This window comes from Citrobacter sp. CK195 (genome assembly GCF_030333365.1).
Classification (GTDB): domain Bacteria; phylum Pseudomonadota; class Gammaproteobacteria; order Enterobacterales; family Enterobacteriaceae; genus Citrobacter_B; species Citrobacter_B koseri.
Genome location: NZ_JAOWGB010000024.1, coordinates 437,194 through 453,618 on the forward strand (window position 1 = coordinate 437,194; position 16,425 = coordinate 453,618).

Here is a 16,425-nt window from a genome sequence, read left to right on the forward strand (position 1 = left end):
ACGCGTCATCTGGAAGTGATTCCCGTTATGGTCGGATAAGTCATTGACAGACAATAAAAAACGGCGCGTTTTGCGCCGTTTTTGCTGCCGGTGGTAACCGATTAGTCCTGTAGATCACCGCAGAAACGGTAACCTTCACCGTGAATGGTCGCGATGATTTCCGGGGTATCCGGCGTGGATTCGAAATGCTTACGAATACGACGGATAGTCACGTCAACAGTACGGTCATGCGGCTTCAGCTCGCGACCGGTCATTTTCTTCAGCAGTTCTGCACGAGACTGGATCTTGCCCGGGTTCTCGCAGAAGTGAAGCATGGCGCGGAATTCGCTGCGTGGCAGTTTGTACTGCTCACCATCTGGGCCGATCAAAGAACGGCTGTTGATGTCGAGTTCCCAACCGTTGAACTTGTAGCTTTCGACGCTACGGCGCTCTTCACTGACCGTACCCAGATTCATGGTACGGGACAGCAGGTTGCGCGCACGGATAGTCAGTTCGCGTGGGTTAAACGGCTTGGTGATGTAATCGTCTGCGCCGATTTCGAGGCCGAGGATTTTATCGACTTCGTTATCGCGGCCAGTCAGGAACATCAACGCAACGTTAGCCTGTTCGCGCAGTTCACGCGCTAACAGAAGACCGTTTTTCCCTGGCAGGTTGATATCCATGATCACCAGGTTGATGTCATATTCAGAGAGGATCTGATGCATTTCCGCGCCATCTGTCGCTTCGAATACATCATAGCCTTCCGCTTCGAAAATACTTTTCAACGTGTTGCGTGTTACCAACTCGTCTTCAACGATAAGAATGTGCGGGGTCTGCATGTTTGCTACCTAAATTGCCAACTAAATCGAAACAGGAAGTACAAAAGTCCCTGACCTGCCTGATGCATGTCGCAAATTAACATGATCGGCGTAACATGACTAAAGTACGTAATTGCGTTCTTGATGCACTTTCCATCAACGTCAACAACATCATTAGCTTGGTCGTGGGTACTTTCCCTTTGGACCCGACAGTGTCAAAAACGGCTGTCATCCTAACCATTTTAACAGCAACATAACAGGCTAAGACGTACCGGACACCCAATAAAACTACGCTTCGTTGACATATATCAAGTTCAATTGTAGCACGTTAACAGTTTGATGAAATCATCGTATCCAAATGCTAGCGTTCATCACAAATTTGCAATAATCCAACTAGTTGCGCATGCCAACTAATAAATGTAATGAATCCAATAGGTGTGATTCATTCTAAATTAAATTATCCTAAATAAACAGAAGGATATGTAGTATTTCTTAACATAAAACGCAATAGTAAAGATAAGAAATAGTTTAGTGCCTTTTACTGAATGTGAAATGGTTTTTCAACGATTTTCGTTAAAAAATTGTAAATTCGTGCTGCGTAATATGTTGACATTGGTCACATTATTGCCAGCGGCTGGTCAAAAAGAGAATCGAAATGCGTGTAACAATTATTCTGGTCGCGCCTGCCAGAGCGGAAAATATTGGCGCGGCGGCACGGGCAATGAAGACGATGGGTTTTGGCGATATGCGTATTGTCGACAGCCAGGCGCACCTGGAGCCGGCGACCCGTTGGGTCGCACATGGTTCCGCTGATATTATTGATAATATTAGTGTTTATCCAACGCTGGCGGAAGCGCTGCACGATGTTGATTTCACTGTCGCCACCACGGCCCGCAGTCGCGCGAAGTTCCACTACTACGCAACGCCCGCAGAACTGCTGCCGCTGTTGCAGGAAAAATCGCAGTGGATGAACCATGCGGCGCTGGTTTTTGGCCGGGAAGATTCGGGCCTGACGAACGAAGAACTGGCGCTGGCGGACGTTTTAACCGGCGTGCCAATGGTTGCTGATTATCCTTCACTCAATTTAGGGCAGGCGGTAATGGTGTATTGCTATCAATTAGCAGGCTTAATGCAACAACCGGCGAAACAAACAGAGGCGACTGACGCGCCGCAATTGCAGGCGTTACGCACACGCGTTTCGCAGTTACTGGCGACGCTGGATGTTGCTGATGACATCAAACTGGCGGACTGGCTGCAACAACGACTGGGGCTGTCAGGGCAGCGCGACACGGCCATGCTGCACCGTTTATTGCATGATATTGAGAAAAATATAACAAAATAAAATCTTGTTAAATTACTTAATGTAAGATTTTAAATCTGGTTTCAAGAGGTTACTTCATTCCGTATTGGTTGAAAATAAATGCGCAAGCAGCAGCTCGTGAACATGTTGCGGAATGTGATCAAATTAAAAATTTATTGACTTAGGTCACGAGATACTTTAACCCTTTAAAGATACAAGACAGACAGATAATAATTACAGAGTACACAACATCCATGAATCGCATCAGCACCACCATTACCACAACCATCACCATTACCACAGGTAACGGTGCGGGCTGACGCGTACAGGAAACACAGAAAAAAGCCCGCACCTGAACAGTGCGGGCTTTTTTTTCGACCAAAGGTAACGAGGTAACAACCATGCGAGTGTTGAAGTTCGGCGGTACATCAGTGGCAAATGCAGAGCGCTTTCTGCGTGTTGCCGATATTCTGGAAAGCAATGCCAGGCAGGGGCAGGTAGCGACTGTTCTCTCTGCCCCCGCCAAAATTACTAACCATCTGGTGGCGATGATTGAAAAGACCATCAGCGGTCAGGATGCTTTACCGAATATCAGCGATGCCGAACGTATTTTTTCCGAACTTCTTACGGGTCTTGCAGCCGCTCAGCCGGGGTTCCCGCTGGCGCAGTTGAAAGTTTTCGTTGAGCAAGAATTTGCGCAAATCAAACATATCCTGCACGGAATCAGCCTGCTGGGCCAGTGCCCGGATAGCATCAATGCTGCGCTGATCTGCCGTGGCGAGAAGATGTCGATCGCGATCATGGCTGGCCTGCTGGAAGCGCGCGGTCATGGCGTGACGGTTATCGATCCGGTCGAAAAATTATTGGCGGTCGGGCATTACCTCGAATCGACCGTTGATATCGCCGAATCTACGCGCCGTATCGCGGCGGGCCGCATTCCGGCTGACCACATGGTGCTGATGGCAGGTTTCACCGCCGGTAACGAAAAAGGCGAGCTGGTCGTGCTGGGCCGCAACGGTTCTGATTACTCCGCTGCGGTGTTGGCTGCCTGCTTACGCGCCGACTGTTGTGAGATCTGGACTGACGTTGACGGCGTGTATACCTGTGACCCGCGCCAGGTGCCGGACGCCAGGTTGCTGAAGTCGATGTCCTATCAGGAGGCGATGGAGCTTTCTTACTTCGGCGCCAAAGTCCTTCATCCTCGCACCATCACCCCCATTGCTCAGTTCCAAATCCCATGCCTGATTAAAAACACCGGAAACCCGCAAGCCCCTGGTACGCTGATCGGCGCCAGCGTGGATGAAGACGAACTGCCGGTGAAAGGGATCTCGAACCTGAACAATATGGCGATGTTCAGCGTTTCCGGCCCAGGAATGAAAGGGATGATCGGGATGGCGGCGCGCGTCTTCGCGGCAATGTCCCGCGCGGGGATCTCCGTGGTGCTGATCACGCAATCCTCTTCTGAATACAGCATCAGTTTCTGCGTACCGCAGGGCGACTGCGCGCGGGCCCAGCGTGCAATGCAGGATGAGTTCTACCTGGAACTGAAAGAAGGGTTGCTGGAGCCGCTGGCGGTGACTGAACGTCTGGCGATCATCTCGGTGGTTGGCGACGGTATGCGCACGCTGCGCGGCATCTCGGCGAAGTTCTTTGCGGCGCTGGCGCGCGCGAATATCAATATTGTCGCGATTGCGCAGGGCTCGTCCGAACGATCGATTTCGGTGGTCGTGAATAACGATGACGTCACAACGGGCGTGCGTGTTACCCACCAGATGCTGTTCAATACCGATCAGGTGATTGAAGTGTTCGTTATCGGCGTTGGCGGCGTTGGCGGCGCGTTACTTGAGCAGCTGAAACGCCAGCAGTCCTGGCTGAAAAACAAGCATATCGACCTGCGCGTCTGCGGCGTGGCGAATTCGAAAGCGCTGTTGACCAATGTGCATGGCCTGAACCTGGATAACTGGCAGGCGGAACTGGCGGAAGCGAAAGAACCGTTTAATTTAGGGCGCTTAATTCGCCTGGTGAAAGAGTATCACCTGCTTAACCCGGTTATTGTTGACTGTACCTCCAGCCAGGCGGTGGCGGATCAATACGCCGACTTCCTGCGTGAAGGCTTCCATGTGGTAACGCCGAACAAAAAAGCCAACACGTCGTCGATGGATTACTACCATCAACTGCGTTTTGCCGCAGCGAAATCCCGACGTAAGTTCCTGTACGACACCAACGTAGGCGCGGGCTTGCCGGTTATCGAGAACCTGCAAAACCTGCTGAACGCGGGTGACGAACTGCAACACTTCTCCGGCATCCTGTCTGGATCGCTCTCTTTTATTTTCGGCAAGCTGGATGAAGGCATGAGCCTTTCGGCCGCGACCACGATGGCGCGCGAGTTGGGCTATACCGAACCCGATCCGCGTGACGATCTTTCCGGGATGGATGTGGCGCGCAAATTGCTGATCCTCGCTCGTGAAACGGGACGTGAGCTGGAACTGTCCGATATCGTGATTGAGCCGGTGCTGCCGGAAGGTTTCGACGATTCCGGCGATGTCGCCACGTTTATGACCAATCTGCCGCAGCTTGACGACGCGTTTGCCGCCCGCGTGGCGAAAGCCCGTGATGAAGGCAAAGTATTGCGCTATGTTGGCAACATTGAAGACGACGGCGTGTGTCGCGTGAAGATCGCCGAGGTTGACGGCAACGATCCGCTGTTTAAAGTGAAAAACGGGGAGAACGCGCTGGCGTTTTACAGTCACTATTATCAACCGCTGCCGCTGGTTCTGCGCGGTTACGGTGCGGGGAACGATGTGACGGCGGCGGGTGTTTTTGCCGATCTGCTGCGCACCCTTTCATGGAAGTTAGGAGTCTAAAATGGTGAAAGTCTATGCTCCGGCTTCCAGTGCCAATATGAGCGTCGGATTTGATGTGCTTGGGGCGGCCGTCACGCCGGTTGATGGCTCACTGCTGGGCGATGTGGTCTCGGTGGATGCGGCAGAAAGCTTCACGCTGAATAATTTAGGGCGTTTTGCCGACAAGCTGCCGTCAGCGCCGCGTGAAAATATCGTTTATCAGTGCTGGGAGCGTTTTTGCCAGGAGTTGGGTAAACAGATACCGGTGGCGATGACGCTGGAAAAGAACATGCCGATTGGTTCCGGGTTAGGGTCCAGCGCCTGTTCCGTAGTCGCCGCGCTGGTGGCGATGAATGAGTTCTGTGGCAAACCGCTGAACGACACGCGTCTGCTGGCGATCATGGGGGAACTGGAAGGGCGTATCTCTGGCAGCATTCATTACGATAACGTCGCGCCGTGCTTTCTCGGCGGCATGCAGTTGATGATCGAAGAAAACGGCATTATCAGCCAGCAGGTGCCAGGATTTGATGAGTGGCTGTGGGTACTGGCCTATCCGGGGATTAAAGTTTCGACGGCTGAAGCGCGGGCGATTTTACCCGCGCAGTATCGCCGTCAGGACTGTATCGCCCACGGGCGGCATCTGGCCGGGTTTATTCATGCCTGCTATTCCCGTCAGCCGCAGCTTGCTGCGAAGCTGATGAAGGATGTGATTGCCGAACCGTACCGCGCTCGTCTGCTGCCGGGCTTCAGCCAGGCGCGTCAGGCGGTGGCGGAAATTGGCGCGCTGGCCAGCGGTATTTCCGGGTCCGGGCCGACGCTTTTCGCGCTCTGTGATAAGCCGGATACGGCGCAGCGTGTAGCAGGCTGGCTGGGTAAAAATTACCTGCAAAATCAGGAAGGCTTTGTTCATATTTGTCAGCTGGATACGGCGGGCGCACGAGTACTGGGATAAACAATGAAACTCTACAATCTGAAAGATCATAATGAGCAGGTCAGCTTTGCGCAGGCCGTTACGCAGGGGCTTGGCAAGAATCAGGGGCTCTTTTTCCCGCACGACCTGCCGGAATTTAGCCTGACTGAAGTTGATGAGATGCTGAATCAGGACTTTGTGAGTCGTAGCGCAAAGATCCTTTCCGCGTTTATCGGGGATGAGATCCCGCAGGAAATCTTAGAAGAGCGCGTCCGCGAGGCATTCGCTTTTCCGGCGCCGGTGCGTCAGGTGGAAGGCGATGTCGGGTGCCTGGAGTTGTTCCACGGCCCGACGCTGGCCTTTAAGGATTTTGGCGGTCGCTTTATGGCGCAAATGCTGACGCACATCAGCGGCGACAAACCGGTGACTATCCTGACGGCGACCTCTGGCGATACCGGCGCGGCAGTTGCTCACGCATTCTACGGTCTGAAAAATGTACGCGTCGTGATCCTCTACCCACGCGGCAAGATCAGCCCGTTGCAGGAAAAACTGTTCTGTACGCTGGGCGGCAACATCGAAACGGTTGCGATTGACGGTGATTTCGATGCCTGCCAGGCGCTGGTAAAACAGGCGTTTGATGATGAAGAACTGAAGGCGGCGCTGGGGCTGAATTCGGCGAACTCCATCAACATCAGCCGTCTGCTGGCGCAGATTTGCTATTACTTTGAAGCGGTCGCTCAACTGCCGCAGGACGCGCGTAATCAGTTAGTGATCTCCGTGCCCAGCGGTAACTTTGGCGACCTGACGGCGGGGCTGCTGGCGAAGTCGCTCGGCCTGCCGGTGAAACGCTTTATCGCCGCCACTAACGTCAACGATACGGTGCCGCGCTTCCTGAAAGAGGGGCAGTGGTCGCCGAAAGCGACGCAGGCTACCTTGTCGAACGCGATGGATGTCAGCCAGCCCAATAACTGGCCGCGCGTGGAAGAGCTGTTCCGCCGTAAAATCTGGCGTCTGACGGAGCTGGGCTACGCTGCGGTTGACGATGAGACGACGCAGGAGACCATGCGCGAACTGAAAGCGGCAGGTTATACCTCTGAACCGCACGCTGCCGTGGCGTACCGCGCGCTGCGTGATCAGCTGCATCCGGGGGAGTATGGCTTGTTCCTCGGGACCGCGCATCCGGCGAAATTCAAAGAGAGTGTGGAGGCGATTCTTGGTGAAACATTGGATCTGCCAAAAGAGCTGGCGGATCGTGCCGATCTGCCGCTGCTCTCGCATAATCTGCCTGCCGATTTTGCCGAATTGCGTAAGCTGATGATGACACGCGGCTAACGGTTGTGCCCGGTGGCGCTTCGGGGCTATTGTAGCTATTGTAGGCCGGATAAGGCGTTAGCCGCCATCCGGCTTTTTTATGGAGAAAATAAGGAGAAATTTAGCAGGTAAAAAGGAGTAATTCTCAATAAATGCGGTAACTTAGAGATTAGGATTGCAGAGAATAACAACCCGCGTTCTCATCAAGTAATCTCCTTTCATCGACCCAAATCGGGCAATGGTAAAAAGGAGTACCTCATGAACAAGTTGAAACCCGTGCTTCTTGCACTTTCCATGATGCTGGTGGCTCCCCTCGCAGCACAGGCTGCCGAAATTACTCTCGTACCGGCAGTTAAACTTCAGATTGGCGATCGCGATAACCACGGCAACTACTGGGATGGCGGTCACTGGCGCGACCACGGCTGGTGGCAGAAGCATTATGAGTGGCGAGAAAACCGCTGGCAGCCGCATGGACCACGTCCGCAACCGCATCATAATAAGCATGACGAGCATCGTCATGATGATCGCCGCGACGACCACCGCCATTAAGTACGCAAGCCTGATAAGCATAGCGCTATCAGGCAGTTATGCGATTTTAGCGCCGGATAGCGACAAAAGGCGTCTTATTCGGCCTGCGCTTCAGGGCATCAGTTTTGCTCGTGGCGTTTAAACACCAGTTCGCCTTTTCCTGACGCTGGCTCATCATAGAAATAGCCTTCGCTGTTAAATGCGGTGAGCTGTTCCGGCTTCGTCAGCCGGTTTTCAATGATGTAACGGCTCATCAGGCCGCGCGCTTTTTTGGCGTAGAAGCTGATAACTTTGAATTTGCCGTTTTTCTCGTCAAGGAACACGGGCTTGATAACCTCCGCATTCAGCTGCTTCGGCTTCACGGATTTATAATATTCATCCGAGGCCAGGTTGATGACGATTTTATCGCCTTGCGCAGCCAGCGCTTCGTTCAGCTTATCGGTAATCACATCGCCCCAGAACTGATAAAGGTCTTTCCCTTTGGCGTTCTCAAGGCGAATGCCCATCTCCAGACGGTAAGGCTGCATCAGATCCAGCGGACGCAGGACGCCGTACAACCCGGAAAGCATACGCAAATGCTGCTGCGCGAAATCAAAATCGGCTTCGCTGAACGTTTCCGCCTGTAGTCCGGTATAGACGTCGCCTTTAAACGCCAGAATCGCCTGGCGGGCGTTTTCAGGGGAGAAGTCAGGCTGCCAGTCATGAAAACGGGTGGCATTCAGATCGGCCAGTTTGTCGCTAATGCCCATTAGCTTGCCAATCTGCGGCGCCGAGAGCTTGCGCGCCTCGCGGATCAACTGCTGGGAGTAATCCAGCAGTTCAGGCCGCGTATAGCGCGTCGTGGCCAGCGGGCTTTGGTAATCGAGCGTTTTTGCAGGTGAAATCAGAATCAGCATATCCAGTCCTTGCAGGAAATTTACCGCGACTTTAGCAAAAAAACCGACCGATTTGATCGATGGTTGTGATTGCCGCGCTAGTGACGCGGCAACTCATCCCATGTATCCGGCGCCAGTTGCTGCTCAATTTCAGGGTAGCGGAACGGGTCGAATACGGGTTGTACGCCGAGCTTACGCTGTCGCAGATAGTCGCTGGCGATCGTATGCACCACTGGCGAGAGCAGCAGAATCGCCGTCAGGTTGGTGATGGCCATACAGGCCATAATAATGTCGGCCAACTGCCAGACGAGCGGAAAGCTGAGTAACGTGCCCGCCACGACCATCCCGACGGTGACAATACGCAGCGCCCAGCGCATTCGCAGACTGTCCAGACGCAGAAAAATCAGGTTATTTTCGGCGTAAACGTAGTTGGCGACAATCGAGCTGAAGGCGAACAACACCACAATAAACGCGACAAGGCTTGCGCCCCATTCGCCGGTCAGTGAAATCATTGCCTGTTGCACCAGCTGGATGCCTTCTGTTGGCATATGCGAGGCGCCATTGCCTGCCAGCAGAATAATCATCGCGCTGGCGGTGCAGATAATAATGGTATCGGTAAAGACGCCGATCATCTGCACAATTCCCTGCGCGGCAGGGTGCGGCGGCCAGGATGAAGCGGCGGCCGCAATGTTAGGCGCAGAACCCATTCCCGCTTCGTTGGAGAACATGCCGCGCTGGAAACCGCTGGTAATCGCCTGGCTGAGCGTATACCCAGCCGCCCCGGCAGTGGCTTCCTGCCAGCCGAATGCGCTTTTCACAATCGACGCGATAATGTCGGGCAGCTGTTCGATGTGCCAGAGGCAAATCACTAAACCGGTGAGCGTCCACAGAAGGGCCATCGCAGGGACGAACCATTGCATGAGTTTTGCGACATCTTTAATGCCGCGAACGATGACAAAAAAGGCCGCCAGCGCCAGCACGATACCGGAGATAATGGGCGGTATGTCAAAGGCAAAAGCGAGCGCCCGCGAGACGGAGTTCGCCTGTACGCTATTAAAAATCAGACCATACGCAATGAGTAAGAAAATCGCGAAGAGAACGCCCATCCAGCGCATACCCAGACCACGCGCCATATACCATGCCGGGCCGCCGCGATACTGTCCTGTGCTGTCGCGCTCTTTGTAGAGCTGGGCCAGAGAGCATTCGGCAAACGAGGTCGCCATGCCGATAAGCGCAGATACCCACATCCAGAATACGGCGCCTGGCCCGCCTGCGGCGATGGCCAACGCAACGCCTGCCAGGTTGCCGCTGCCAATACGCGCGGCAAGGCTGGTACACAGCGCCTGAAATGACGTAAGCCCGCCCGGCTGGGGATGTATGCTGTTTTTAAGACTTTTGCCAAACTGGCGGATATAGCGAAACTGAACGAATCCGGTACGGTAAGTAAACCAAAAACCTGCGCCAAGCAGGAGGTAGATCATTACCGAACCCCAGAGTATTTCATTAATAAAGGCGAAGAAATCAGGCATTAACATCCCTCTTGTTGATGCCGGTACGCTTTTGGGTTCCAGTGTAAGCGTTACCAATTCACGAACAGTATAGACCCTGTCAGGCTATTGAATGGGGGGAGTCTACCATACTATATGGCAATATCCTTTAATTGCGCGCAGCCGTGGCGAGGGGCTGAAAAGGGGCAAACAAAGAGGGGAGAGGGATAACCGCATTGTCTGCGGTTGCGCTGTGAGTGCGTCGTGTTATCATCAAGGCAGACCGGTTACATCCCCCTAACAAGCTGTTTAAAGAGAAACACTATCATGACGGACAAATTGACCTCCCTTCGTCAGTTCACCACCGTGGTGGCCGACACCGGAGACATCGCGGCAATGAAGCTGTACCAGCCGCAGGATGCCACAACCAACCCTTCTCTCATTCTTAACGCAGCACAGATCCCGGAATACCGTAAGCTGATTGACGATGCCGTTGCCTGGGCGAAACAGCAGAGCAGCGATCGCGCGCAGCAGATTGTTGACGCGGCCGACAAGCTGGCGGTGAACATTGGTCTGGAGATCCTGAAACTGGTTCCGGGCCGTATCTCCACCGAAGTTGACGCTCGTCTGTCTTACGACACCGACGCGTCTATCGCCAAAGCAAAACGCATCATCAAGCTCTACAACGACGCGGGCATCAGCAACGATCGCATCCTGATCAAACTGGCGTCTACCTGGCAGGGGATTCGTGCTGCTGAACAGCTGGAAAAGGAAGGTATCAACTGTAACCTGACTCTGCTGTTCTCCTTCGCGCAGGCGCGTGCTTGTGCGGAAGCGGGCGTATACCTGATCTCTCCGTTCGTGGGCCGTATTCTTGACTGGTACAAAGCCAATACCGACAAGAAAGAGTACGCTCCGGCAGAAGATCCGGGCGTGGTTTCCGTTACGGAAATCTACGAATACTACAAACAGCACGGTTATGAGACAGTGGTGATGGGCGCGAGCTTCCGCAACGTCGGTGAAATTCTGGAGCTGGCGGGTTGCGATCGTCTGACTATCGCTCCGGCGCTGCTGAAAGAGCTGGCGGAAAGCGAAGGCGCTATCGAACGTAAACTGTCCTTCTCTGGCGAAGTGAAAGCGCGTCCAGAACGCATCACCGAGTCTGAGTTCCTGTGGCAGCACAACCAGGACCCGATGGCGGTAGACAAACTGGCGGACGGTATCCGTAAGTTTGCTATTGACCAGGAAAAACTGGAAAAAATGATCGGCGATCTGCTGTAATCATTCGGCGTGACCAGACAGGTTTCTGGTCACGCTACCTCTTCTGAAACCTGTCTGTCCTTTCCTTTGCAGTGTATCATTCTGTTTAACGAGACTGTTTAGACGGAATAATCATGAACACCTTACGTATTGGTTTAGTTTCCATTTCTGACCGCGCGTCCAGCGGCGTATACCAGGATAAAGGCATTCCTGCTCTTGAAGAGTGGCTGGCCTCCGCGCTGACCACCCCTTTTGACGTACAAACCCGACTGATCCCGGATGAGCAGGCGATCATTGAGCAAACGCTGTGTGAGCTGGTGGATGAAATGAGCTGTCACCTGGTACTGACGACGGGCGGTACGGGGCCAGCGCGTCGTGATGTCACGCCTGACGCGACTCTGGCCGTCGCCGACAGAGAAATGCCCGGCTTTGGCGAGCAGATGCGCCAGATCAGCCTGCACTTTGTTCCTACGGCGATCCTTTCCCGCCAGGTTGGCGTGATCCGTAAGCAGGCGCTGATCCTGAACTTACCGGGGCAGCCAAAATCCATCAAAGAGACCCTGGAAGGGGTGAAAGATGCCGAGGGTAAGGTTGTTGTGCCGGGAATTTTCGCAAGCGTACCGTATTGTGTACAGTTGCTTGAAGGGCCTTATGTGGAAACCGCAGCGGAAGTGGTAGCATCTTTCCGCCCGAAAAATGCCAGACGCGACATAAACGCCTGAAGTTGGCCTTTCTGTGACATAAATTACGCAGGTGGTGGAGTATTGAATTGTTTACGATATAGTAATTTTTGATTTACACATATCGATAAGCGCCCTCAATAACTCCACTGACTCATGGTTTGCTATGTCACAACACACACGACCTCTGAATCGCCAGGATTATAAGACTCTTTCACTTGCCGCTCTCGGCGGCGCGCTCGAGTTTTACGACTTCATCATCTTTGTTTTCTTCGCAGCGGTTGTGGGCGAACTGTTTTTCCCCGCTGATATTCCTGAGTGGCTTCGTCAGGTTCAGACGTTTGGGATCTTCGCCGCCGGTTATCTGGCGCGCCCGCTGGGCGGCATTATCATGGCGCACTTTGGCGATCTGGTAGGGCGCAAGAAGATGTTCACCCTGAGTATTCTATTGATGGCTGTTCCAACGCTGGCGATTGGCCTGCTGCCGACTTACGCCTCAATGGGCATCCTTGCGCCGTTGTTATTGCTGCTGATGCGTATTTTGCAAGGCGCAGCGATTGGCGGCGAAGTGCCGGGAGCGTGGGTGTTTGTGGCTGAACATGTGCCGGAGCGCCGTATCGGCATCGCCTGCGGCACGCTGACTGCGGGACTGACGGTCGGTATCCTGCTTGGCTCTGTCGTGGCGACGCTGGTGAATACCAGTATGACCCAGCAGGCGGTGCATGATTATGGCTGGCGTATTCCCTTCCTGCTCGGCGGCGTATTTGGTCTGATTGCGATGTATTTACGTCGTTGGTTGCAGGAAACGCCCATCTTCCTTGAAATGCAGCAGCGCAAAACGCTCGCGCAGGAATTGCCCGTCAAAGCGGTAGTGGTGAAACATAAAAAAGCGGTGGCGATTTCGATGCTGCTGACCTGGTTGTTATCGGCCGGCATTGTCGTCGTGATTTTGATGTCGCCGGTCTGGTTGCAAAAGCAGTACGGGTTTGCGCCCGCGTTAACTTTACAGGCAAATAGCGTGGCGACCATTATGCTGTGCGTGGGATGCCTGCTGGCAGGGTTCATTGTCGATCGGGTTGGCGCCAGCAAAACCTTTATTGTAGGCAGTTTTCTGCTGGCCTGCTCAAGCTGGATCTTCTATCACCTGTCTGGCGCGCATCCCGAGCAGTTGTTTTTATTATACGGGCTGGTGGGGCTGTGTGTTGGTGTTGTTGGCGCGGTGCCGTACGTAATGGTGCGAGCCTTCCCGGCGGAAGTGCGTTTCACCGGCATCTCTTTTTCTTACAACGTCTCGTATGCCATTTTTGGTGGCCTGACGCCAATTGCGGTCACCATGTTGATGGGCGTGTCGCCAATGGCGCCGGCCTGGTATGTGCTGGCGTTGTCACTGGTGGGGCTGGGGTTGGGCATCTGGTTGCGACAGGATATTTATTATCGCGATGCGGATGTGCAGGCAGAATTACAACAGCTGTAAAAATTATCCCCCCGGTCGGGGGGATAACGGAAGATTAGTGCGCTTCACCGATTGGCAGGATGGTGCGGCCAAACTGTTCGTTCAGCACTTCGCCCATCGCCAGGTAAATGGCGCTGGCGCCACACACTAAGCCAATCCAACCCGCAACGTGGATCACCGCTTCGTTACCCGCGATGTTGCCGAAGGCCAGCAGGGCGAACAGTACGGTCAGGCTCAGGAAGACAAACTGTAGCGCGCGAGCGGCTTTCAGCGTGCCAAAGAACATGAACAGTGTGAACACGCCCCACAGCCCCAGGTAGGCGCCCAGGAACTGCGCGTTCGGCGCTTCTGTCAGACCCATTTTCGGCATTAACAGGATCGCGACCAGCGTCAGCCAGAAAGAACCGTAAGAGGTAAATGCGGTTAAGCCGAAGGTGTTGCCTTTTTTATATTCCAGCAGGCCAGCAAAAATTTGCGCGATACCGCCGTAGAAAATGCCCATCGCCAGAATAATGCCGTCTAAAGCGAAGAAACCCGCGTTGTGCAGGTTAAGCAGAATGGTGGTCATGCCGAAGCCCATCAGGCCCAGCGGAGCCGGGTTAGCCAACTTAGTGTTGCCCATAATTCCTCAAAATCATCATTAATCGAATGGTGAAATAGTTTCCCCGAACAACCGATACCGTATTCGGGGCGCGGCATGATAATCAGGGGAATAGAGGCTGTCTATGATCTAATAGGGGGAAAATGAAATATTTCCCCTTGTGATGACGATCACGGAAGAAAAAGGCTTAACCGTTGCGCCGGCAGAGGTGTTTTCCATATGCCCGGTGAAGAAAATTATCGTTTTTCGCAAAAAAAATTTTTCATGCCCCCCTTGATGACGTGGGTTACGACCCCATCTTGTAGTCAACCGCAGTGAGTGAGTCTGAAAAAAAACGATTCAGGGTAGTTGAAACCGCACGTTTCGCCCTTATTACAGATTCACAACCACATGATGACCGAATTTTTAGTGGAGACGTTTAGATGGGTAAAATTATTGGTATCGACCTGGGTACTACCAACTCTTGTGTAGCGATTATGGATGGCACAACTGCACGTGTGCTGGAGAACGCCGAGGGCGATCGCACCACGCCTTCTATCATTGCTTATACCCAGGATGGTGAAACTCTGGTTGGTCAGCCGGCTAAACGTCAGGCAGTGACAAACCCGCAAAACACCCTGTTTGCGATTAAACGCCTGATTGGCCGCCGCTTCCAGGACGAAGAAGTTCAGCGTGACGTTTCCATCATGCCGTACAAAATCATCGGCGCTGATAACGGCGACGCATGGCTTGATGTGAAAGGTCAGAAAATGGCACCGCCGCAGATCTCTGCTGAAGTGCTGAAAAAAATGAAGAAAACCGCAGAAGATTACCTGGGCGAACCGGTAACTGAAGCTGTTATCACCGTACCTGCTTACTTCAACGATGCTCAGCGTCAGGCAACGAAAGATGCCGGTCGTATCGCAGGTCTGGAAGTAAAACGTATCATCAACGAACCGACCGCCGCCGCGCTGGCTTATGGTCTGGATAAAGAAGTCGGCAACCGTACTATCGCGGTTTACGACCTCGGTGGTGGTACTTTCGATATCTCTATTATCGAAATCGACGAAGTTGACGGCGAAAAAACCTTCGAAGTTCTGGCAACCAACGGTGATACTCACCTGGGTGGTGAAGACTTCGACAGCCGTATGATCAACTACCTGGTTGAAGAATTTAAGAAAGATCAGGGCATTGACCTGCGTAACGACCCGCTGGCGATGCAGCGTCTGAAAGAAGCGGCAGAGAAAGCGAAAATTGAGCTTTCTTCCGCACAGCAGACCGACGTGAACCTGCCGTACATCACCGCAGATGCTACCGGTCCGAAACACATGAACATCAAAGTGACTCGCGCGAAACTGGAAAGCCTGGTCGAAGACCTGGTGAACCGTTCCATCGAGCCGCTGAAAGTCGCGTTGCAGGATGCTGGCCTGTCCGTATCTGATATCAACGACGTTATCCTCGTTGGTGGTCAGACGCGTATGCCGATGGTGCAGAAAAAAGTGGCGGAGTTCTTTGGTAAAGAACCGCGTAAAGACGTTAACCCGGACGAAGCTGTTGCTATCGGCGCAGCGGTGCAGGGCGGCGTACTGACCGGTGATGTGAAAGACGTTCTGCTGCTGGACGTTACCCCGCTGTCTCTGGGTATCGAAACCATGGGCGGCGTAATGACGGCGCTGATCAGCAAAAACACCACTATCCCGACCAAACACAGCCAGGTGTTCTCTACCGCTGAAGACAACCAATCTGCGGTAACCATCCATGTGTTGCAGGGTGAGCGTAAACGCGCGTCTGATAACAAATCTCTGGGTCAGTTCAACCTGGATGGCATCAACCCGGCGCCGCGCGGTATGCCGCAGATCGAAGTCACCTTTGATATCGATGCTGACGGTATCCTGCACGTTTCCGCGAAAGACAAAAACAGCGGTAAAGAGCAGAAGATCACCATCAAGGCTTCTTCTGGTCTGAACGAGGACGAAATTCAGAAAATGGTTCGCGATGCTGAAGCGAACGCAGAATCTGACCGTAAGTTCGAAGAGCTGGTTCAGACGCGCAACCAGGGCGACCATCTGCTGCACAGCACGCGTAAGCAGGTTGAGGAAGCGGGCGATCAGTTACCGGCAGACGACAAAACGGCTATCGAGTCTGCACTGAGCGCGCTGGAAACGGCGCTGAAAGGTGAAGACAAAGCGGCTATCGAAGCGAAAATGCAGGAACTGGCGCAGGCTTCCCAGAAACTGATGGAAATCGCTCAGCAGCAGCATGCACAGCAGCAGGCTGGCGGCGCTGACGCTTCTGCAAACAACGCGAAAGATGACGATGTTGTCGACGCTGAGTTTGAAGAAGTGAAAGACAAAAAATAATCGCCCTTTGAACGGGTAAAATACTGGCACGGGCGAAGAGG

The 16,425-nt window shown here is 53.4% G+C and carries 15 protein-coding genes and 1 other annotated feature; of the genes, 11 read left to right on the forward strand and 4 right to left on the reverse strand.

Going from position 1 to position 16,425, the window contains the following annotated elements; genetic code table 11:
- Positions 1–101 precede the first annotated feature (101 nt).
- Positions 102–818, reverse strand: a complete 717-nt coding sequence (gene arcA / locus OGX93_RS13220; protein WP_001194359.1) for a two-component system response regulator ArcA — start codon at positions 816–818, stop codon at positions 102–104.
- Positions 819–913: 95 nt separating this feature from the next.
- Here arcA and yjjY point away from each other — a divergent pair, with 95 nt between their 5' ends.
- From yjjY to OGX93_RS13255, 7 genes are all read left to right on the forward strand, one after another.
- Complete coding sequence (gene yjjY, locus OGX93_RS13225) at positions 914–1,054, forward strand: YjjY family protein (RefSeq protein ID WP_001541509.1); 141 nt, start codon at positions 914–916, stop codon at positions 1,052–1,054.
- A gap of 398 nt (positions 1,055–1,452) precedes the next feature.
- Positions 1,453–2,139: a tRNA/rRNA methyltransferase gene (locus tag OGX93_RS13230; RefSeq protein ID WP_110494700.1), complete on the forward strand. Its 687-nt coding sequence runs from the start codon at positions 1,453–1,455 to the stop codon at positions 2,137–2,139.
- A gap of 212 nt (positions 2,140–2,351) precedes the next feature.
- On the forward strand, positions 2,352–2,417 hold the full coding sequence (gene thrL, locus OGX93_RS13235; protein WP_060815970.1) for a thr operon leader peptide: 66 nt from the start codon (positions 2,352–2,354) through the stop codon (positions 2,415–2,417).
- Positions 2,353–2,473, forward strand: a sequence feature (Thr leader region). (Overlaps the previous gene by 65 nt.)
- A 25-nt stretch (positions 2,474–2,498) precedes the next feature.
- Positions 2,499–4,961, forward strand: a complete 2,463-nt coding sequence (thrA, locus tag OGX93_RS13240) for a bifunctional aspartate kinase/homoserine dehydrogenase I (RefSeq protein ID WP_049010533.1) — start codon at positions 2,499–2,501, stop codon at positions 4,959–4,961.
- A 1-nt stretch (position 4,962) separates the two neighbouring features.
- Positions 4,963–5,892 carry a homoserine kinase gene (thrB, locus tag OGX93_RS13245; RefSeq protein ID WP_286449874.1) on the forward strand — a complete coding sequence of 310 codons (930 nt, stop codon included), beginning with the start codon at positions 4,963–4,965 and terminating at the stop codon, positions 5,890–5,892.
- A gap of 3 nt (positions 5,893–5,895) precedes the next feature.
- The gene (thrC, locus tag OGX93_RS13250; protein WP_071257499.1) at positions 5,896–7,182 is read left to right on the forward strand and encodes a threonine synthase; all 1,287 of its coding nucleotides are present in this window, start codon (positions 5,896–5,898) and stop codon (positions 7,180–7,182) included.
- Positions 7,183–7,419: 237 nt separating this feature from the next.
- Positions 7,420–7,710, forward strand: a complete 291-nt coding sequence (locus OGX93_RS13255) for a DUF2502 domain-containing protein (RefSeq protein ID WP_012134167.1) — start codon at positions 7,420–7,422, stop codon at positions 7,708–7,710.
- A 98-nt stretch (positions 7,711–7,808) separates the two neighbouring features.
- Here the strand turns inward: OGX93_RS13255 and yaaA are convergent, their stop codons facing one another.
- Entirely contained in the window at positions 7,809–8,585 is a 777-nt protein-coding gene (gene yaaA / locus OGX93_RS13260; RefSeq protein WP_199971779.1) for a peroxide stress protein YaaA, read from the reverse strand.
- Positions 8,586–8,662: 77 nt separating this feature from the next.
- The gene (locus OGX93_RS13265) at positions 8,663–10,093 is read right to left on the reverse strand and encodes an alanine/glycine:cation symporter family protein (protein WP_024130724.1); all 1,431 of its coding nucleotides are present in this window, start codon (positions 10,091–10,093) and stop codon (positions 8,663–8,665) included.
- Between the two features lie 285 nt (positions 10,094–10,378).
- Between OGX93_RS13265 and tal the strand changes: the two genes are divergently transcribed.
- The 3 genes from tal to OGX93_RS13280 all read left to right on the forward strand — a co-directional run bounded on the left by tal (position 10,379) and on the right by OGX93_RS13280 (position 13,465).
- Positions 10,379–11,332, forward strand: coding sequence for a transaldolase (tal, locus tag OGX93_RS13270; protein ID WP_012134163.1), 954 nt, complete (start codon positions 10,379–10,381; stop codon positions 11,330–11,332).
- A gap of 113 nt (positions 11,333–11,445) precedes the next feature.
- On the forward strand, positions 11,446–12,033 hold the full coding sequence (gene mog, locus OGX93_RS13275) for a molybdopterin adenylyltransferase (RefSeq protein WP_012134162.1): 588 nt from the start codon (positions 11,446–11,448) through the stop codon (positions 12,031–12,033).
- A gap of 124 nt (positions 12,034–12,157) precedes the next feature.
- On the forward strand, positions 12,158–13,465 hold the full coding sequence (locus tag OGX93_RS13280) for an MFS transporter (RefSeq protein WP_286449873.1): 1,308 nt from the start codon (positions 12,158–12,160) through the stop codon (positions 13,463–13,465).
- 34 nt (positions 13,466–13,499) lie between these two features.
- Here OGX93_RS13280 and satP read toward each other — a convergent pair whose 3' ends face one another.
- Positions 13,500–14,066 carry an acetate uptake transporter gene (satP, locus tag OGX93_RS13285; protein WP_012134160.1) on the reverse strand — a complete coding sequence of 189 codons (567 nt, stop codon included), beginning with the start codon at positions 14,064–14,066 and terminating at the stop codon, positions 13,500–13,502.
- A 401-nt stretch (positions 14,067–14,467) separates the two neighbouring features.
- Between satP and dnaK the strand changes: the two genes are divergently transcribed.
- Positions 14,468–16,384: a molecular chaperone DnaK gene (gene dnaK, locus OGX93_RS13290; protein ID WP_012134158.1), complete on the forward strand. Its 1,917-nt coding sequence runs from the start codon at positions 14,468–14,470 to the stop codon at positions 16,382–16,384.
- Positions 16,385–16,425: the final 41 nt, after the last annotated feature.

Bases quoted from the DNA above. Each gene is read 5' to 3' on its own strand.
- arcA (WP_001194359.1), bottom strand. From the start codon at position 818: ATGCAGACCCCGCACATTCTTATCGTTGAAGACGAGTTGGTAACACGC.
- yjjY (WP_001541509.1), top strand. From the start codon at position 914: ATGACTAAAGTACGTAATTGCGTTCTTGATGCACTTTCCATCAACGTC.
- OGX93_RS13230 (WP_110494700.1), top strand. From the start codon at position 1,453: ATGCGTGTAACAATTATTCTGGTCGCGCCTGCCAGAGCGGAAAATATT.
- thrA (WP_049010533.1), top strand. From the start codon at position 2,499: ATGCGAGTGTTGAAGTTCGGCGGTACATCAGTGGCAAATGCAGAGCGC.
- thrB (WP_286449874.1), top strand. From the start codon at position 4,963: ATGGTGAAAGTCTATGCTCCGGCTTCCAGTGCCAATATGAGCGTCGGA.
- thrC (WP_071257499.1), top strand. From the start codon at position 5,896: ATGAAACTCTACAATCTGAAAGATCATAATGAGCAGGTCAGCTTTGCG.
- OGX93_RS13255 (WP_012134167.1), top strand. From the start codon at position 7,420: ATGAACAAGTTGAAACCCGTGCTTCTTGCACTTTCCATGATGCTGGTG.
- yaaA (WP_199971779.1), bottom strand. From the start codon at position 8,585: ATGCTGATTCTGATTTCACCTGCAAAAACGCTCGATTACCAAAGCCCG.
- OGX93_RS13265 (WP_024130724.1), bottom strand. From the start codon at position 10,093: ATGCCTGATTTCTTCGCCTTTATTAATGAAATACTCTGGGGTTCGGTA.
- tal (WP_012134163.1), top strand. From the start codon at position 10,379: ATGACGGACAAATTGACCTCCCTTCGTCAGTTCACCACCGTGGTGGCC.
- mog (WP_012134162.1), top strand. From the start codon at position 11,446: ATGAACACCTTACGTATTGGTTTAGTTTCCATTTCTGACCGCGCGTCC.
- OGX93_RS13280 (WP_286449873.1), top strand. From the start codon at position 12,158: ATGTCACAACACACACGACCTCTGAATCGCCAGGATTATAAGACTCTT.
- satP (WP_012134160.1), bottom strand. From the start codon at position 14,066: ATGGGCAACACTAAGTTGGCTAACCCGGCTCCGCTGGGCCTGATGGGC.
- dnaK (WP_012134158.1), top strand. From the start codon at position 14,468: ATGGGTAAAATTATTGGTATCGACCTGGGTACTACCAACTCTTGTGTA.